General features: G+C 43.5%; 15 protein-coding genes. 5 read left to right on the top strand and 10 right to left on the bottom strand.

The annotated features are described in order from the left end of the window. Positions 1-55: 55 nt before the first annotated feature. The 4 genes from GKO22_RS06620 to GKO22_RS06605 form a co-directional block, all read right to left on the bottom strand. A complete protein-coding gene (locus GKO22_RS06620) occupies positions 56-1,489 on the bottom strand; it encodes a TolC family protein (protein WP_166333432.1) in 1,434 nt (477 codons plus the stop codon). Further along, positions 1,489-4,650: an efflux RND transporter permease subunit gene (locus GKO22_RS06615; protein ID WP_166333431.1), complete on the bottom strand. Its 3,162-nt coding sequence runs from the start codon at positions 4,648-4,650 to the stop codon at positions 1,489-1,491. The genes GKO22_RS06620 and GKO22_RS06615 overlap by 1 nt, the downstream gene beginning before the upstream one ends. A gap of 31 nt (positions 4,651-4,681) precedes the next feature. Next, on the bottom strand, positions 4,682-5,764 hold the full coding sequence (locus GKO22_RS06610) for an efflux RND transporter periplasmic adaptor subunit (protein ID WP_166333429.1): 1,083 nt from the start codon (positions 5,762-5,764) through the stop codon (positions 4,682-4,684). 170 nt (positions 5,765-5,934) lie between these two features. Beyond that, a complete protein-coding gene (locus GKO22_RS06605; RefSeq protein ID WP_166333427.1) occupies positions 5,935-6,366 on the bottom strand; it encodes a hypothetical protein in 432 nt (143 codons plus the stop codon). A gap of 295 nt (positions 6,367-6,661) precedes the next feature. Between GKO22_RS06605 and topA the strand changes: the two genes are divergently transcribed. The 3 genes from topA to cmk are packed head-to-tail and all read left to right on the top strand — an operon-like array spanning position 6,662 to position 10,172. Next, positions 6,662-9,067, top strand: a complete 2,406-nt coding sequence (topA, locus tag GKO22_RS06600; protein ID WP_166333858.1) for a type I DNA topoisomerase — start codon at positions 6,662-6,664, stop codon at positions 9,065-9,067. Between the two features lie 2 nt (positions 9,068-9,069). Next, a complete protein-coding gene (locus GKO22_RS06595) occupies positions 9,070-9,483 on the top strand; it encodes a hypothetical protein (protein ID WP_166333425.1) in 414 nt (137 codons plus the stop codon). Beyond that, entirely contained in the window at positions 9,483-10,172 is a 690-nt protein-coding gene (gene cmk, locus GKO22_RS06590; RefSeq protein ID WP_166333423.1) for a (d)CMP kinase, read from the top strand. The genes GKO22_RS06595 and cmk overlap by 1 nt, the downstream gene beginning before the upstream one ends. 62 nt (positions 10,173-10,234) lie before the next feature. On the opposite strand, the gene GKO22_RS06585 is transcribed toward cmk, so the two are convergent. The 6 genes from GKO22_RS06585 to GKO22_RS06560 all read right to left on the bottom strand — a co-directional run bounded on the left by GKO22_RS06585 (position 10,235) and on the right by GKO22_RS06560 (position 14,577). Then, complete coding sequence (locus tag GKO22_RS06585; RefSeq protein WP_166333421.1) at positions 10,235-10,582, bottom strand: DUF4260 domain-containing protein; 348 nt, start codon at positions 10,580-10,582, stop codon at positions 10,235-10,237. A gap of 59 nt (positions 10,583-10,641) precedes the next feature. Continuing rightward, positions 10,642-11,220, bottom strand: coding sequence for a Crp/Fnr family transcriptional regulator (locus GKO22_RS06580; protein WP_166333419.1), 579 nt, complete (start codon positions 11,218-11,220; stop codon positions 10,642-10,644). Between the two features lie 419 nt (positions 11,221-11,639). Next, on the bottom strand, positions 11,640-12,203 hold the full coding sequence (locus tag GKO22_RS06575; protein ID WP_166333417.1) for a DUF4230 domain-containing protein: 564 nt from the start codon (positions 12,201-12,203) through the stop codon (positions 11,640-11,642). A gap of 122 nt (positions 12,204-12,325) precedes the next feature. Next, positions 12,326-12,751 carry a nuclear transport factor 2 family protein gene (locus GKO22_RS06570; protein ID WP_166333415.1) on the bottom strand — a complete coding sequence of 142 codons (426 nt, stop codon included), beginning with the start codon at positions 12,749-12,751 and terminating at the stop codon, positions 12,326-12,328. Between the two features lie 226 nt (positions 12,752-12,977). Continuing rightward, positions 12,978-14,081: an EamA family transporter gene (locus GKO22_RS06565; RefSeq protein ID WP_166333413.1), complete on the bottom strand. Its 1,104-nt coding sequence runs from the start codon at positions 14,079-14,081 to the stop codon at positions 12,978-12,980. Between the two features lie 19 nt (positions 14,082-14,100). Continuing rightward, complete coding sequence (locus tag GKO22_RS06560) at positions 14,101-14,577, bottom strand: Lrp/AsnC family transcriptional regulator (RefSeq protein ID WP_166333411.1); 477 nt, start codon at positions 14,575-14,577, stop codon at positions 14,101-14,103. Positions 14,578-14,817: 240 nt separating this feature from the next. Here GKO22_RS06560 and GKO22_RS06555 point away from each other — a divergent pair, with 240 nt between their 5' ends. Both GKO22_RS06555 and GKO22_RS06550 read left to right on the top strand, forming a co-directional pair. Continuing rightward, positions 14,818-17,733: an FAD-binding and (Fe-S)-binding domain-containing protein gene (locus GKO22_RS06555; RefSeq protein ID WP_166333409.1), complete on the top strand. Its 2,916-nt coding sequence runs from the start codon at positions 14,818-14,820 to the stop codon at positions 17,731-17,733. An 87-nt stretch (positions 17,734-17,820) separates the two neighbouring features. Beyond that, complete coding sequence (locus GKO22_RS06550) at positions 17,821-18,471, top strand: hypothetical protein (protein WP_166333407.1); 651 nt, start codon at positions 17,821-17,823, stop codon at positions 18,469-18,471. Positions 18,472-18,502: the final 31 nt, after the last annotated feature.

Genomic DNA, 18,502 nt, shown 5'->3' with positions numbered 1-18,502 from the left:
TCCTAGCTATATAAAAAAGAGACAGGGCAATCCATTTAGGATTGCCCTGTCTCTTTTATTGCCAACCGCCACCAAGGGATCGGTAGAGATCCACCAAGGCGTTGTACTGTGATTTCTGCGATTCGATTAGTTCAAATTTCGATTCGAGCACATCACGTTGTGTGGTCAGCACTTCCATATAATCGGCATGTGCCGCGCTAAACAGATCATTGGCAATCTGTATAGACTCATTGAGTACATTTACCTGCCGGTTTTTGTAGCGCGTGGCTTCTACCGCATTGTGGTATTTCGAAAGCTGATTCGCGACTTCCACGTAAGCATTTAATACCGTCTGTTCGTACTCAAATACCGACTGGATTTGCTTCGAATTGGCCGTCAGATAATCGGCTTGAATGGCTTTTTTATTCACCAACGGTGCCATCAAATCTCCAGCCAATGAATACACCAATGATTGTGGTGTTTTCAACAGATAAGCAGGGTTAAACGCCTGATATCCGATCGAGGCAGAAATGCCCAAAGAAGGATAAAAACGTGCTTTGGCCACCTTAACGTCCAGATCTGCTGCTGCCATGCTGAGTTCTGCTTGCCGCACATCGGGGCGGTTTTCTAATAATTGTGCTGGCAAGCCAGCATCCAAAGCGGCTAAAGTGTTTTCATCAAACTCGGCAGTTGTGCGCTCAATGTGCTGCGGAAAACGCCCTGCCAAATAGTTCAGTCTGTTTTCAGTCTCTACGATGTGCTGATCTATTTCAAATTGCAAACTTTGCGTTTTGAGCAATTCTGCCTCAAACTTTTTGACCGCCAATTCTGTGACGCGAGTCGCCAGTTTTTGCACTTTGGCAGTCGTCAAGGCATTCTCCTGCAAGGCGATATTCTGTTGCAAGATAATGCGTTGCTGATCGAGCGCCAATAACTCATAATAGCTGTTGGCAATCTCCGCGACCAGATTAGTCACCATAAAATTCTTACCTTCTACAGAAGATAAGAATCGCAATTGTGCTGCCTTCGTAGCATTGTGCAACTTATGCCATATGTCGATTTCCCAATTGGCAAATAATGCGGCACCGAAGTCAGGCATCGGTTCTGGATTTTCTTTTCCGTGGCGAATCTCCACTTCTCTTTCCAGCGCACCTAATGGCGTATTTTCACTGCGTTTTTCGACACCAGCGCCACCGCGCACACCTACGAATGGTAAGTATTCCCCTTTGCGTGCCAACACCTCATTGCTCGAGATGGCAATCTCTTGCAGCATCACATTCAATTCCTGATTATGCAACAAAGCCGTATCGATCAGTTGTACCAAATGTGGATCGTTAAAGTATTTGTTCCAATGCAAATCGGCTATGTTCCGGGTAGAATCTGCATTGGCGTAGGCTTCTGGCAAGGCCACAGTAGACGCTTGTTTTTCGATGATCTTTGGCGTGCCGCAGCTGCTTGCTAAAGCGGATGCTACGAGCAGGGTACTATATAATAAAGTTGTTCTTTTCATTAGTTTTCAATTTTTTCGAGCAAAGGCATTTCTTCCTCGTCTTTGATGAGTTTCCGTTTATTGGCGATCGTTCCGAAGATGAAATACAATCCAGGCACGACGATGACGCCGAAGATCGTACCGAGCAACATACCACCGGCTGCTGCTGCGCCGATTGTACGGTTTCCAATAGCGCCTGGTCCGTGTGCCATCACCATCGGAATCATACCCGCAATAAAGGCAAAAGAAGTCATCAAGATCGGGCGAAAACGTACGCGTGCGCCCATTACGGCAGCACGATAGATCGAAAGACCTTCCGCATGTTTTTGCATCGCAAACTCCACAATCAACACCGCATTCTTACCGAGCAAACCGACCAGCATGACTAGTCCCACCTGCGCGTACACATCATTGGCTAAACCCATGATCTTGAGTAATAAAAAGGTGCCGAAGATTCCGGCAGGTAGCGAAAAGATAACCGATAGCGGAATGATGAAGCTTTCATATTGTGCTGCTAATACCAGATACACAAATCCGAGTACGACTAAGAAAATGTAAATGGCTTCATTACCACGAGCGGCTTCGTCTTTTGTTAATCCTTCCCAGCCTATGTCATATCCTCGTGGCAAGGTTTGCGCGGCTACTTCTTGGATCGCCTGAATGGCTTCTCCTGTACTATAACCATTGGCCGGTTCGCCTTTAATAGCCGAAGATGGATACATATTATAACGCGTAATCTCGTTCAATCCCTGCGTTTTGTGCATGGTCATGAAAGCGGAGTACGGTACCATTTCGTCCCGATCATTCTTCACGTATAATTTCATAATATCGTCTGGCAAAGCGCGGTATTCTGGAGATGCTTGCACATACACTTTATAAAATGTACCGAAGCGGATAAAACCTTGCTCGTATGTACTACCAATCAAGATAGAGAGGTTGTTCATCGCATTTTCAATGTTGACGCCTTTTTGCATGGCGGCTTCGTTATCAATTTCTAGTTCGAATTGCGGATAGTTGGCCGAAAAGAACGTAAACATACCGGTCAATTCTTTGCGCTTGCGCAAAGCAGCCATAAATTCATCATTCACTTGCTCCAATGCTTTATAATCGTCGGTATTGGTTTTATCTAGCAAACGCAGAGAAAAACCGCCTGCTGCACCATATCCCGGCACGGCTGGTGGGCCAAAGAACTCAATCGTAGCGCCAGCAATATTTTTGGTGTGCTCTTCGAGCTGTTCGATAATCTCCGGTACGCTGTGCGTGCGCTCCGACCAATCTTTCAGCTCGATCAGACAGGTTCCGGCATTGGATCCGCGACCTTCGGTCAAGATCTCGTAACCTGCCAAAGCCGTTACCGAAGCCACGCCATCCACATGCTCCGCCGCTTTTTGCAGTTGACGCGCCAGGTCATTGGTGCGTTCCAAAGTAGATCCTGGCGGCGTTTGTACGATGGCGTAAATCATTCCTTGATCCTCATTAGGTATAAAACCTGACGGAAGCGTTCTCGAAATACCAAAAATACCGACTGCAAATGCAGCCAATAATGTAAAGGTCACCATGCGACGGTTGACGATGCGCTTCAAGAACAAGGCATAACGCACATTCAAACGGTCGAATTTTTTGTTGAATACGGCCAAGAATTTCTCGATCGGATTGAGTTTGGCTTTCTTGCCTTTATGCGGTTTGAGTAACATCGCACAAAGTACCGGCGTGAGCGTTAAGGCTACGAAACCCGAAATGACAATAGAACAAGCCATCGTGATGGCAAATTGCCGGAAGAAGACACCGACTGGTCCAGTCATAAATGCGACTGGAACAAATACCGCCGTCATTAATAAGGTGATGGCGATTACCGCGCCGCTAATCTCTTTGATGACTTCCACCACGGCAGCATAAGGTCGCAGATGCTTCTCATGCATCTTGGCATGCACGGCTTCTACAACCACAATGGCATCATCCACCACCACACCGATCGCCAGCACCAAGGCAAAGAGTGTGATGAGGTTGATGGTAAGTCCAAATGCCTGCATAAACATAAATGCACCAATGAGCGAAACGGGAACGGCAATAATTGGGATTAACGTAGAACGCCAATCGCCCAAAAACAGGTAAACTACAAGCGCTACTAAGATGAACGCTTCACCCAAGGTATGCACCACTTTATCAATAGAAGCGTTTAAGAAGTTGGATACATCATAAGTGATTTTATAATCCATTCCGGGAGGGAAGGAAGAAGCTTTAATTTCTTCGAGCTTATCCTTTACCTCTTTGATCACCTCATTGGCATTACTACCATAGTTTTGTTTCAAGGTAATGGAGGCAGAAGGCAAACCGTCAAGATTAGAATAAATATCATAGAATTCACTACCTAACTCCACCGTTCCGATATCTTTCAATTTCAAGCTTTCGCCTTCGGGATTGGAGCGGATAATGATGTTTTCGTATTGATCAGTTTTATTGTATCGGCCTTTGTAGGTAAGCACATATTCTAGCGATTGAGAGCGCTTGCCCGTACTTTGGCCGAGACGACCCGGTGTTCCGATGATGCTTTGCTGGCTCATGGCTTCCATCACTTCATCGGTAGAGATATTATACGCACGCATGCGATCAGGATTCAGCCAAATGCGCATCGCGTAAATCCGGCTTCCCAAGATTTTGGCACTACCTACACCGTTTAGTCGGGAAATTTCTGGGATGACATTGACGTTGGCAAAATTGTACAAGAATTTCTGATCTGCATTGGGATCCTTGCTGTACACGTTGACGTACATCAACATATTGGGCGAGGTATAACTCACTACCAAACCTTCACGTTGTACGAGTTCTGGAAGTCGGTTGGTGACTTGCTCAATCCGCGTTTTTACATTGACCATCGCTTGGCTGGGATCTGTTCCCAAATCAAAATACACCATGATCGTAGCTTCCCCCGCACTGGTGGCGTCAGAAGTCATGTATTTCATTCCCGGCGCACCATTGATGGATTTTTCCATCGGAATAAGCACGGATTCAGTCAGTACATTGGCGCTGGCGCCAGGATAAGCAATATTCACGACAACCACAGGAGGGGCGATGTCTGGAAATTGCGAAATAGGAAGTGTACCGATGGCCAATAAGCCGAGGAACACGACCACGATAGAGAGGACGATGGCAAGCACCGGCCGTTTTATGAATTTTTCAAACATGTTTGTTAATACTTTAAGGTGGACGTGTAACTTATTCGCTGGCCAAGGTGAGCTTGCTCATCGCTTCGCGCGGTGATTCGTAGTCGACTACCACTTTATCACCATCTTGTACTTTACGAATGCCTTCGAGCAGGATTTTTTCTTTTCCAGTTAATCCAGATCCTACAATAAACAGGTCAGGCATTTCCGCTTTCACTTGGATTGGAGTCAATTTCACTTGATTGTCGGCATTGATGACATACACATACCTTTTGTCCATGATTTCAAAGCTGGCTTTTTGCGGAATGATTACGGCATGTGGCATCGGTACGGCCATAAGTATTGTACCGGTTTGTCCATTTCTTAAGATGTTTTTAGGGTTAGGAAAGGTCGCTCGGAAAGCAATGTTACCCGTTTCGTTATTGAAGTCTGCTTCGATGGTTTCGACTTTACCGGAGTTTTCAAACACTTGTTGGTTAGCCAAAAAGAGCTGTACCTGATCGAGGTTATGCTCGCTGGCGTTATTTTTATAATTGAGGTACTCGGCCTCTGGTACATTGAAATACACCCACATTTGGCTATTGTCTGAAAGGCTAGTCAATAGATCCCCTTCATCGACCAAACTTCCTAGACGAAGATTCAAATGATCTACATAACCATCATAAGGCGCGGTGATGCGTGTAAATTGAAGATGCGTTTTAGCGAGCTCCATTTCGGCTTCAGCGCGTTTGTATTTGGCTTTGGCCAATGCCAGTTCATTGGCAGAGACCACATTTTTATCAAATAGGGTTTGCGCATTGAGCACTTCTATGCGGTTTGTTTCTAGTTCGGCTTCTGTTTTATGAAACTCTGCGTTATAGACATTGGGCATGATTTGGAACAGGAGCTGTCCTTTGTGCACGTACTGCCCTTCATCAACAAATACCTTTTCTAGATAACCGCGCTCTTGTGAGCGGATCTCAATATGTCGGATCGAACGGATCTGGCTGACGTATTGTTTGGTAATCGTGGTGTCTTGTACTAAAGGCGAGGTGGCCGTGTAGTGACCTTCTTCTTCTGTATGCGTGTGTTTTTGTTGGCAAGATGTAGCTATGCATAGCGATATCAAGCTATACAAAATGGTGTTGAATTTCATACGAGATATGATGTTATTATCAGAAATTGATTTAATAAATACGTTTTGGGAGATGGTGTAGTGAGCGCACATGCAAATCACGGCTGTATAGGCTATGGTACACCATATGAACGCTAACTGCAATAATTAGTGCAGCTTAGCAAAGCTCCAGATAGGAGAAGTAATGAAGGCTAAATGCGAAAATCTTGGAAAAGGATGTACCGTTCGGTACGGATTGCCAGTTGGTTGGCAATATGTCTAGTATAACTTGGTAAGCAAGTTATGGATTGAGCTAGCTCATCGTAGCACCATCTAGGATGGAAGCCTTGTTGCGCAAAACGATCTGCTTGCGGTGCGGCGTCCTCTTTTTTCACCGATATTTCTTCTACTTGTTCAATCGCTTGATCGGTAGCGTGATGAGAAGAAGCGTGCGTGGAATATTGATGATGCTGTAGAGTAGGTGGGGTGGTGGTGTGGGTCGTAGATGCGGTGATTAATTCGCATCGTGCAGCAAGGGGCGGAACAGTGCGTAGTTTGTCCGGCATAGTTTGGCCTGATACCATATAGATGGTAAACATCCAAAACCCAAACAAGGTCAACAACCGATTCATGCGCGTTTCCATGCGCTGCAAATGTATAAAAAAGTCGGAATACGCGATGTTAAATTTTTATTAATATACATTTTTAAGATATTATTTAGTTGGGATTGCTTTTTCGTGATAGCTTTCGATGAAAGTTAGTCGAATACTACTATAGATAAGAAAGAGAGAGCATATGTTGACATCAGACAACATCTATTAATTGCTGATTTGTTGTCAACTTTTGATCCTATTATTAACTTTTCCGACAAAATTAGGCTAATAATATTGGCAATGCGTTCTAAAAACGTTTTCTTTGCAAGAATCTAAAGAGGCATTAATGGCGAAGAATTTATTGATAGTAGAGTCCCCTGCAAAGGCTAAGACGATTGAAGGTTATTTAGGTAAAGATTTCCTAGTAAAATCTAGCTACGGACACATCCGGGATCTGGTAAAAACCGACGATGCTATTGATACCGCCAATAAGTTCGAACAGCGTTACGAAGTTCCATCCGACAAAAAAGCGGTGGTCAGCGAATTAAAGAAACTCGCTAAGCAAGCGGAAACGGTATGGTTAGCGTCCGATGAGGACCGCGAGGGAGAAGCTATTTCTTGGCATCTTTTTGAGACTTTAGGTCTCAAGGACGATAGTACTAAGCGAATCGTATTTCACGAGATTACCAAGCCCGCCATCTTAAAAGCAATAGAATCACCGCGTAAGATTGATTACAATCTAGTATATGCGCAACAGGCACGTCGCGTGCTAGATCGTCTAGTGGGATTTGAATTGTCGCCTGTTTTATGGCGCAAGGTGAAACCTTCTTTATCGGCTGGCCGTGTACAATCTGTAGCGGTACGTCTGATTGTAGATCGCGAACGTGAGATCAATAAGTTCGAAGCGACCGCTGCCTTTAAAGTAACTGCGATATTTTCTACTGGCAATGCGCGCGAATTATTTAAGGCTGAGTTGCCGCAACGCTTTGATAAAAAGGAAGAAGCACATGATTTCTTAAAAGATTGTATTGCCGCTGCCTTTGAGATCAGTTCACTCGAAAAGAAACCTGCGAAACGCAGTCCATCTGCTCCGTTTACCACCTCGACTTTGCAACAAGAAGCGAGTAGAAAATTAGGTTTTTCGGTGGCACGTACGATGCAAGTCGCACAACGATTGTACGAAGCTGGACATATCACTTATATGCGTACCGATTCGGTAAACTTGTCGGATACCGCAATTGAAAGCGCTCGCGCAGAGATTGTGAATGCATACGGTGACAAGTACCATAAACAACGCCAATACAGAACCAAATCGGCCGGAGCACAAGAGGCGCACGAGGCGATTCGTCCAACTTATTTCGCTAATCACACCGTAGAGGTAGACGCGTCAGAAAAACGTCTTTATGAGTTGATTTGGAAACGTGCCATCGCTTCTCAGATGAGCGAAGCCGAGTTCGAAAAAACGGTGGCGAAGATTCATATATCGACCCGGGCAGAAGAGTTTGTGGCAAACGGCGAGATCATGAAATTTGACGGATTCCTCAAAGTATACATGGAATCGATGGATGAGGATCAAGAAGGCGGATTGGATAATGATGGTGATAATGCCTTATTGCCGCCTTTAGCAAAAGGACAGGTCCTGCAATTGAACGATTTGTCGGCTACAGAACGCTTTTCAAGACCGCCAGCGCGTTTTACAGAGGCGTCTTTAGTAAAGAAATTGGAGGAACTCGGTATTGGTAGACCATCTACCTATGCGCCAACGATTTCGACTATTCAGAATCGGGGTTATGTGGTCAAAGAAGAACGAGAAGGTCGCGAACGTGAGTTTGATGTATTGACCGTTAAAAATAAAGAAGTCATTCAGGAGACAAAAACAGAGATCACGGGCGCGGAGCGCAATAAAATGTTTCCGACCGATATCGGTATGTTGGTGAATGACTTTCTGATTCAGCATTTCAAAGGCATTGTAGATTATCATTTCACCGCCAAAGTGGAGAAAGAGTTCGATGAGATTGCACATGGTGCGAAGCAATGGACGGATATGTTGGAGGATTTCTACGGTCCTTTCCACAGCGAAGTGCAGGATACCATGGAGAATGCTGATCGTGCAAATAGTGAACGCGAGCTCGGTGTAGATCCAGTTTCGGGCAAGCCGATCAGTGTGCGTGTTGGAAAATTTGGACCACTCGTACAGATTGGATCTCCAGACGACGAGGAGAAACCACGCTTTGCTTCCTTACGTAAAGGGCAGATGATCGAAACGATCACGCTCGAAGACGCATTAGAACTCTTCAAATTGCCGAAGAAAGTAGGCGTTTATGAAGATAAGGATATGTCGGTTGCGATTGGTCGTTTTGGCCCTTATATTCGCCACGACAGTTCTTTTTATTCGCTACCAAAAGGAGTAGATCCCTTGGATGTTACGGAGCAAGAGGCGGTCACGATCATCGAGGAGAAACGTCAGAAAGATCGGGATAAAGTAATTCGTGTATTCGACGAGAATCCAGATGCGCAGATCGAAAATGGGCGTTGGGGTCCATTTATCCGATTAGGTAAGCAAAATATCAAAATCCCTAAAGGCACCGAGGTCGAAAAAATTACCTACGAGGATGTGCTCAAATGGGCTGAAACAGCGCCGAAACCTAAAAAAGGTGCTGTAGCCACCAAGGCTGCTGCTAAAACAGCAACGAAAGCACCTAAGAAAAAGGCGACGACGGCTAAAAAGACAACTACAAAAAAGAAATCCTAATCATGAAGAAGGATCTGCCGGAAAATAAGGTGTCGGGAGTAGATGTAGCGGTCGTTTTAGAGAGCGATTCGCCACAAGGTAAGGTGTGGAATGTCTATCTGATCAATGAGCAAAAGGCCAAACTGCAAAATGTCTTGGTATCTTCCAAAGGATATGGCGTTAAAGATAGTCGAGAGGTAAAAACCACCACCTTACGACATTTCTTGGGAGATGTGCTTGCTCAGTCAGCCATCAAGATTGAGGCAATCGATACCGAAGTATTTGGCCTGACGAATGAATATTGGGTCAGTTATTACGTGGATAATGTGATGTATGATAAGAAATACATCTTCCTGCCAGAAAGCATTGTGGACGAAAATCTTATTAAAACCCCTTTTGTGGGAAAACCAGGCGTCATGATAGGAGGCCAGAACTAATGGCGAAGCATAACTTTGTAATTGCTATTGATGGCTTTTCTTCCTGCGGGAAAAGCACGGTTGCCAAAGCTTTGGCTAAGAAATTAAACTTCGTATTTGTAGATAGTGGTGCGATGTATCGTGCCGTTACACTGTATTTTATACAGAATAACGTGGATATGCACGACGAAGCGCAAGTCGCGGCAGCCATTTCGGATATACATATTGATTTTATTCCTAATAGCCAACAAACCCAAATTTTGTTGAATGGCGAAGACATCTCCGATGCGATTCGTACGATGGAAGTATCGTCGTTGGTAAGTGAGGTAAGTGCACTGAAACAAGTGCGCACAGCGATGGTCGCACAGCAGCAAAAGTTAGGTGCCAAGCGCAATATTGTAATGGATGGCCGTGATATTGGCACGACGGTATTTCCGCAAGCGGATCTAAAAATCTTTATGACCGCTGATCCTTATATCCGTGCAGAACGTCGTTTTGCTGAATTGGCAGCCAAAGGCGAGCAGCTCACGATGGAAGAGGTCAAAGAAAACCTAGCGCATCGTGATCATATTGATAGTACTCGCGAAGAAAGTCCGCTGCGCCAAGCCGAAGATGCAGTTGTATTGGATAATTCTCAATTAACGCAAGAGCAGCAGTTGGATTTTGTATTAGACCTGTATCAGCAGGCGAAAAAGGCTTCTGTGAAGTAAGGTTAATCGCTTCGTTTCTTGGTGATTAGGTTTTGAATTTTTGGTTATCAACCAAAAATCAATTATCCAATCTTACCTAGGTGCGTATTTTTAAAACTATCATCGAATTTTAGTCCGTAGCCGAATATTCTGTCCATAGCCGAATGGGCCAACAGAATGATACCTGCTAAAGTAAGGGGTGAATGGTGAAGCCACAATCCTACAGCTAGAACAGCAATTGCTAGCAATTTATGATGAAATAAATTGTAGAGAAAAGCGCCTATCTTAGTGTTGAACATATAGCCAATCATCGATACATCTGGCAATAGGATACAAGCGATGAAAATCCACCACGCGTAGTCTAACTGGTTGAATAAAATAATAGCAAGGATTAGCTGTGCCAATTCTTCGAGTTTCAAAAGGTTCTTCATAGCTGTTTTTATGATACTACAAAGATCCGAAACTATCGCTCAAAGGCTCTTGATTTAAATCAAGGATTTTCCGTTCGCCGTTTTCTTATTCTGCTAAATGTTTCAGGTGTCATCCCGAGGACAGAAGCGATGTATTGCAATGGGATTTGATTAAACAAGTTTTTGTTTTGTTGAAAATACAGGTCATATCGTTCTTCTGCCGTCATGGATAAATGAGAGAAAACTCTGTCTTCGATCATGGCAAAGCATTTGACAATAAACCGTTTTTCAATCTCATTCCATTTTGGAAATTCTTGACAAAGCTTTAAATAGTTTGCCTTGCTGATGGTCAAAAGCGCGGTATCTGTAAAAGCTTGTATATTCCAGCGATTGGGCTGATCAAAAAAGAAACCCAAGACTTCCGTAATTAAGAAGTTTTCGGTAGATATCCATTGCGTAATTTCTTTTCCGTCTGATAACGCATAAACCCTTAATATTCCAGACTTAACGATGCTTAGCTTGTCGCAAACTTTGTCGGCCTTCGTAAAGAAATCATTTTTGCTCAGCTTTTCTTCGCGGAAATACGAGCGAATTAGGTTCAACTCTTCGCTTGTGAGTCGTCCAAAATGTTCTTGTATTAATTTATCAAAGTCTTGCACGCTAGGATATGAAGTTAGGGTTTGTCTTTGTCAAAGATACAGAATGGGGAGGTCTTGTCTGTGATCATTTTCGTAAGAAATCGCTTCGTCATGCTTCCGCGATGACGAGATTTATTATTTCACTTCTACTAATGAACTTGTCATCTTTGCGAAGCTCAGGCAATCTTATCATCAACTCTATACAACACCATCAACTTACAAAAAACTGATCACCTATTCCATTCACGTTAACAAAATCCTAAAATCGAATACATAAAAAAACTCCTGAAACGGGGAGTTTCAGGAGTTTACCAAACCAATTATTAACCTAAATTATGAAATTATACTACTAAAACGCCGGACTGTCTCGCTTGTTGTGTAAATATTGGATATTAACATTTCTTTAACAAAGTGCATCTGTCTGGCGATCATCCAAGCGCCTACGGCGCGAATGATAGATTCACTTTCGCATATCCCAATCCCTCTAACAGCGGGCGAAATACATGTAATGCATTTGATTTCGTCTGTTCTAGGATATCCGATTGACGTACTTCCTTCATGATTTGCGTTTCGGCTGCCTTATAAGCGGCATCTACCAATTGCGCTTCACGGAAGAAAGCCATCTTCGTATCGTACACACGGGAATTATCGTGATCAATGCGCACATAACAAATCTCTGGACGCGGCAACTGTATCGTAACCGAGTCGCCAATAACTTCAATATCATTCGGTGTGATCCGAGATAAATCAACACAACCCACAGCATCCGCCTTCACAATCAATAATACGGACGCATCTGGTAAGTACGTGCTAATATTTTTATGTTCTACTACATCGCTTAGTCGGTATTTTACCAACTCCAGTTTGCCCATAGCTTCAATACGTTCTACTAATATTTGATGTCTGGATTCTACGTTGTCTACGGGACTGAATCTTTTCCAGATCATCCATCCGGCGAAGCCTACAAGGACGAGAATAAGCAGTGTAATTAAGATCTTTCTCATAATAAATAAATACTCAAATAACAGACCAACATCCCACTAAAAGGTTTAATAGGTTGCTTATAACACAAAAAAGCCTACATCTAATGTAGGCTTTACACACACTGAAACAAAATACCCAGTTTCTAAGGGTAAGTGGTCACGACTTTACTCACTTGCCATCCGTTATCTACGCGGCTTAATGTGATATAGTCTACACGGGTGAAGTGACCGAAGTCCATGGTTGCTTTTGCAATGCTGGTATTGCCTACTTCATCCAAAATTTCAAATTTGCTGGTGCAATCGTATTTCAAACCTTTATTCTTTTTCAAGAAGCTCAAATATTCAGAGCGGGTGTTTTTTGTGCGGTTTACATCGTTGACATATTCGAAGTCTTTCGCAAGCAAGTGCTCGCTCCATTCGTAATTGCCAGATGAGATCATCTCTACATATGTAGCGACGATACGGTTAGAATTGTAATTCTTTAAAGGATTTACCAGTGGGGCAGCAAAGGAGTTCATACTTAGACTAACCAAGATTGCTGCGATGAGGGTGATGAATATCTTTTTCATATTGTTTGAAGTTATGTTTTGTTGTTTCTTCAAAAGTAGCGTACAAACGGCCTCAGCAGAATGGTAATTCGACTAGCGTCGTGCTATATTCGGTCAGTTGGGGAGATTTACCGGTAAAAATTTCACCTACTGTTTCGATAGCACTTAGCCGATCTATACGCTTACTTTCATATCTTCAAGACGCGATGAAAGAAGGGAATGTTGCAGGGTTATATGTTAAATATTTTTAACTTTTTTCTTTTCTTGTTGTTTCCGCGAATTCAGCAATTTCCACAATGCGTGGAATGCTGGATTTTGGTGCCATGTGGCGTAGTTTTTTGATCCGACGTTTTCTTTTAAAATTGTGAATCAATTTACTATCCGAGTACATTTTCCAGTTCATTAAGAGAACGCTGCTCAGGACGACACATAGACCAAGAATCTGCAATCCCGTAACGACGTGATCTGTAAAAAAATGGGCTAACAAGAGCGCAACGATGGGATTTACGTAAGCGTGGGTGCTTACCTCTGTGGCAGGCCGCACTTGCAATAGCCAAATGTAAGAGCTGAACGCTAAGATGGATCCCATGATAATAAGGTAAACAATCGCTCCCCAATATTCAATTGGTACGCTGGCTGCGTCGAACTTTGCGTAATCACCATTCGTAGAACCGACAATAGTAAATACCACACCAGCGGTTAACATTTGCCAAGCAGTTTTTACGCTTACGTGCAAATCTTTTGTTTTTTCCGATTTGCTGTCTTCAGCGTTATCGCTATCGTCAGTTGGTTTTCTACTGTATTTACTATAGAGTGATCCGATTGTCCATGCGATGGTACCCATGGTCATGACAATCATCGCGATAAGCACCATTGATTGATCGTGTTCATCACCATTACTGTTAAATATTTGCTCGGCAAACAGCATCAATACACCAATGAATCCCATCACCAAACCAATTACCGTTGTCGGGCTAGTGAAATTCTCCTTCCAGCGCGGTTTGTCCAATACGACAAACCAGATGACGGTAGCAGCAGATATGATAGATACAATACCGCTTGAGATGAATTGCTCTGACCAGATCACGGCAGCCATATCTAAGAATAGCAATAAGAAACCCACAAATACAGCTTGTTTTACGGCAGTACGTTCAAAAAGCCGGTAACCTTTTATCTTACAGTATCCCATGAGTAGTGCTCCTGCCGTCAAGAAACGAATAGAGCCAATCACAAAAGGAGGAAAGGCATGCAATGCCTTTTCGATGAAGAAAAAGGTAGATCCCCAGACAATATATACGACCAGATAAGCGAAGATGACAAGCCCAATTGGCGATTGTAGTTGTTTTACCATCACAAAAAAATCTAAAATGTTAAGAATTAGGAATAACCAATTTATGGCTTTCCTTTACCGTTTCCAGTACAATGGTGGTGCGCGTCGATATAATACCATCAATCTGACTCAGTGTATTTCGCATAAGATCTACCAAACCGCCTGAATCGCTGGTACGCACTTTGATCAAGTAGCCATCATCACCGGCAATATCGTGTACTTCCAATACTTCTGGAATCTTGGCCAATAAAAGACCGACGCGCTGATCGCCAATGTTGTCGTGTGATTTGATGAAAATGAACGACAGCATTTTTTGATCTAAAGCATCTGGGTTGATCTGTGTGTGATAATCTAGAATAACACTTTTATGCTCTAGTTTCTTCACGCGCTCCAGAATAGCCGATGGTGCCATGCCCAATTCACGTGCGATATCCGCATTGTTTGTTCGGGCATTTTGCTGCATGATCCGAAGGATTTGCAGGTCGACTTGATCTAAATTATATTCCACTTTCTCCATTGTGGCGCAAAAGTAATCATTAAAATGAATATTGTTCGTTATTTAATTGTAAATTCTGAATTATATTCATTTGGTATGTGTAAATTAGAATATAAACCAGTTTTGGCTGTTTATTGGAGAATTATGTTCTCATTTTAAGCAGTCGTATACAAGCCTATCATAATAGGATATACGTAGAATGAAAATGGTTTTAATTATGTTTGCTAGACCATTCACCCACATGCTATTGTAGAGAGATTTATGAATAAGGAAGTATTGAAATCGCTTTCCCATATTTTGCGCGGAGAACTTTATTACGATAATGACATTCCTGCCCATCATACGATGCGCTTGGCCTATGCCACAGATGCTTCGATCTACCAAGAATTGCCCTTAGCAGTAGCTATTCCGAAAGATGATGTCGACGTGCAGCGATTGATTGAGTTTGCTCGAACAAACCAGACGACGCTGATTCCGCGTACCGCTGGGACGTCCTTGGCCGGCCAAGTGGTTGGAAATGGAATTGTGCTTGATATGTCGCGCTGTTTCAATGCTATTATTGAAGTGAATCAAGAAGAAAGTTGGGTGCGTGTACAACCAGGTGTGATACGCGATGATCTGAATGCATTCTTAAAACCTTTTGGTTTGATGTTTGGTCCGGAAACCTCTACGGCAAGTCGCGCGATGATCGGCGGAATGGTAGGCAATAATTCTTCTGGTTTGCATTCTATTGTCTGGGGAGATACACGGCAAAAATTGTTGTCGGCGATATTATTATTGGACGATGGTTCACGCATAAAGGTGAAAGCTCTGACGCCTACGCAATTGCTGCAAAAGTTTCATCTGCAAACGCGTGAAGGTGAAATCTATCGAAAGTTGAATGATTTGCTAACAGACAAAGCCAATCGATCGGCCATAGCCAATGGCTATCCCAAAAAAACGTTGACCAGAAGAAATACAGGTTATGCCTTGGATTTATTGGCAGACGAGGATCGTCCATTTAATCTTTGTCAATTGCTGGCGGGTTCCGAAGGTACGCTTGGGATAATGCTCGAAGCAAAATTGAAGCTGATGCCGCTGCCCGCAAAGGAAGTTGGCGTGTTGTGTATTCATTTTACTGATATGATCTCCTGCATGCAGGGCAATATGGTAGCGTTGCAACATCAACCGCAGGCCTCCGAATTGATTGATAAATATATTTTAGATTATACGGTAGGGCATCCGACTTATCAGCACAATCGATTTTTTATATCTGGTGATCCTGCGGCGCTACTCATTGTTGAGTTTCGTGCCGATACGGTAGAACAAGTGGTAGCGCAAGCCGAGGCGTTGAAAGCTGATTTGCAAGCCCAAAATTTAGGCTACGCCTATCCGCTGGTTTTAGGAGATCAATCTAATTTGGTGTGGGATGTGCGTAAAGCAGGGTTAGGTTTGATTCGCAATTTGCCAGGCGATTCGCAGCCTGTCAATTTGATTGAAGATTGTGCTGTCGCACCCGAAGATTTGCCAGCTTATGTTGCCGATGTGCAAGCATTGTTGGCCGAAGAAGATGTGCTCGCATCGTATTATGCGCATGCTGGTGCCGGCGAATTGCATATTGAGCCGTTCTTGAATCTCAAATCTCCGCAAGGCGTCAAGCAGTTTCGAAGGATTTTGGAAAAGACGACTGATTTGGTCTTAAAATACAATGGTTCTCTGAGCGGAGAACATGGGGATGGACGATTGCGCGGAGAATTCATCGGCAAAGTGCTTGGCCAAGAAGTGTATGCTTTACTACAACAAGTAAAACAAATTTTTGATCCAGTAGGTATTTTCAACCGGCAAAAGATTGTCGATACGCCACCGATGGATACGTCGCTTCGCTATGAGGTGGGAAATAAGCAAGAATTGGTAAACACGTACTTCGATTTCACCAAACAAGAAGGCATTCTTCGGCTTGCGGAGAAATGCTCAGGCTCGGGCGATTGCCGAAAAACGCAAATTAGCGGAGGTACGATGTGTCCTTCTTTTATGGCCACGCGTGATGAAAAAGATACTACACGAGCACGAGCCAATGTATTACGGCAATTTTTGACTTCTTCTACGCAAAAAAATCGCTTTGCACACGAAGAGATCAAAGAGGTGATGGACCTCTGCCTGAGTTGCAAAGCGTGTAAGACCGAATGCCCATCCCAAGTGGATATGGCCAAGATGAAAGCTGAGTTTCTACAGCAGTATTACGATCAATTTGGTCCATCATTTCGTTCGCGCGTGATTGCTAACTTTACGAAGTCACAACAGTTGGCTTCTTTGGTTGCTCCGATATACAATGCACTTGTCCGTTCTCCAATGGTATCGTCTGCAGTAAAGCATCTGTTGGGCTTCGCCCAAAAACGCTCCTTGCCAGCTGTGGCCAACACGACTTTGAAGCGTTGGAGTTCGCGGGATAGGGAGTCGCCATCAGCAGTGCGAAAGGTTTATCTGTTTTGTGATGAGTTCACCAATTACAACGACGCGGAAATTGGTAAAAAAGCGATTCTGCTACTCGAACGCTTAGGTTATGAAGTTATCATTCCTGAGCACAAAGAGAGTGGACGCACCTATCTCTCCAAGGGCTTTGTCAAGGAAGCAAAGGCGCTGGCGCGGTATAATGTGCAGAAGCTTTCACCATTGGTGAATGATGCAACACCAATTATAGGCGTAGAGCCTTCGGCTATTTTGACTTTTCGTGATGAGTATTTGGACTTGGCCGATGCCGATTGGAAATCAGAGGCGCAGCATTTGGCTCGCTATGCGCTGACTATGGAGGAATTCTTGGATCAAGAAATGCTTCGAGGAAATATTGCTCAAACGGCTTTCAGCAGCAATGCAATAAAAATAAAAATTCACGGCCACTGTTATCAGAAAGCTTTTCAACTGATGCAGCACACGAAGAATGTACTTTCCTTTCCTGCTAATTACACCGTGGAGCTTATTCCCTCTGGTTGCTGCGGTATGGCTGGTTCATTTGGTTATGAGAAAGAACATTACGAGGTTTCGATGAACATTGCCGAGTTGGTATTATTGCCTGCGGTGCGTTTGGCAGCGACAGAAGATATCATTGTGGCGGCAGGTACATCGTGTCGGCATCAGATTGCTGATGGTAGCGATCGACGGGCTTACCATCCGGTGGAGGTGTTGTATGATGCATTGGTCTAAAGAAAATGGGTTGAAAATATCATCATTACACATTTCCGACTCAAACTAATTTTTTGCAGATTTGTTAAACGATCAAAACGAAAGGCTATGAATATGAAATATGCTATTATAGGAATGGTGACATTGCTTGGGGCAATGATAGGCTGTCAATCGCCACAGAAACAAGATAATGGAACTACTAACTCGAGTAATGATCAGCAAATACTAGAGAGCCGTCCATTTGTCAATGACGAAAAGGCGGCTAAGTATAAGTTTTTTCTAAATATTGTTGGTGAAGAGGAGACTGATTCGACGGTCATCTATACCGCGAAATCGCTATTTAGAGAAGATACCGTTGGACTGAAGATCGAAATCTTGAAAGAGATTGCGGCAGGTGTTACCGCGACGGGTGAGCCAGATCAAGAAAATGGATTCGTACCGGGAGCGATTCGTTTTTCATCGCTAGGAGCAGATTCAGATCACTTTGTGCAGGCTTTACAAGAATTGTTTGGCTTGAAAGATACCGGAAAGATGACGATGAATACCGTTGCGCCATTGGTGTTTTCTTCCAATAATGAAGCCATTGATTTGAGCAAAAATAAACAAGCGACCTACAGCTTTAAGCTTTTCCTGGAGAATGATATGGGTGCCGAGGCTGAAGTATTTGCAGTACTGGATACGTATCGTAAGTCGTTTGAAATCTCAGAAAAAGATAACTCTTTCCGCGCTCAGATCATCGCTGCATTTGCTGCAAACTAAGAAAATTCCTGTTTAGGAAGAGACGAAAAAT

The sequence above is a fragment of the Sphingobacterium chungjuense genome (assembly GCF_011316935.1).
In the GTDB taxonomy this organism is placed as follows: domain Bacteria; phylum Bacteroidota; class Bacteroidia; order Sphingobacteriales; family Sphingobacteriaceae; genus Sphingobacterium; species Sphingobacterium chungjuense.
The sequence above is the reverse complement of the archived record's forward strand: the minus strand, read 5'-3'. Positions and strand labels throughout refer to the sequence as shown.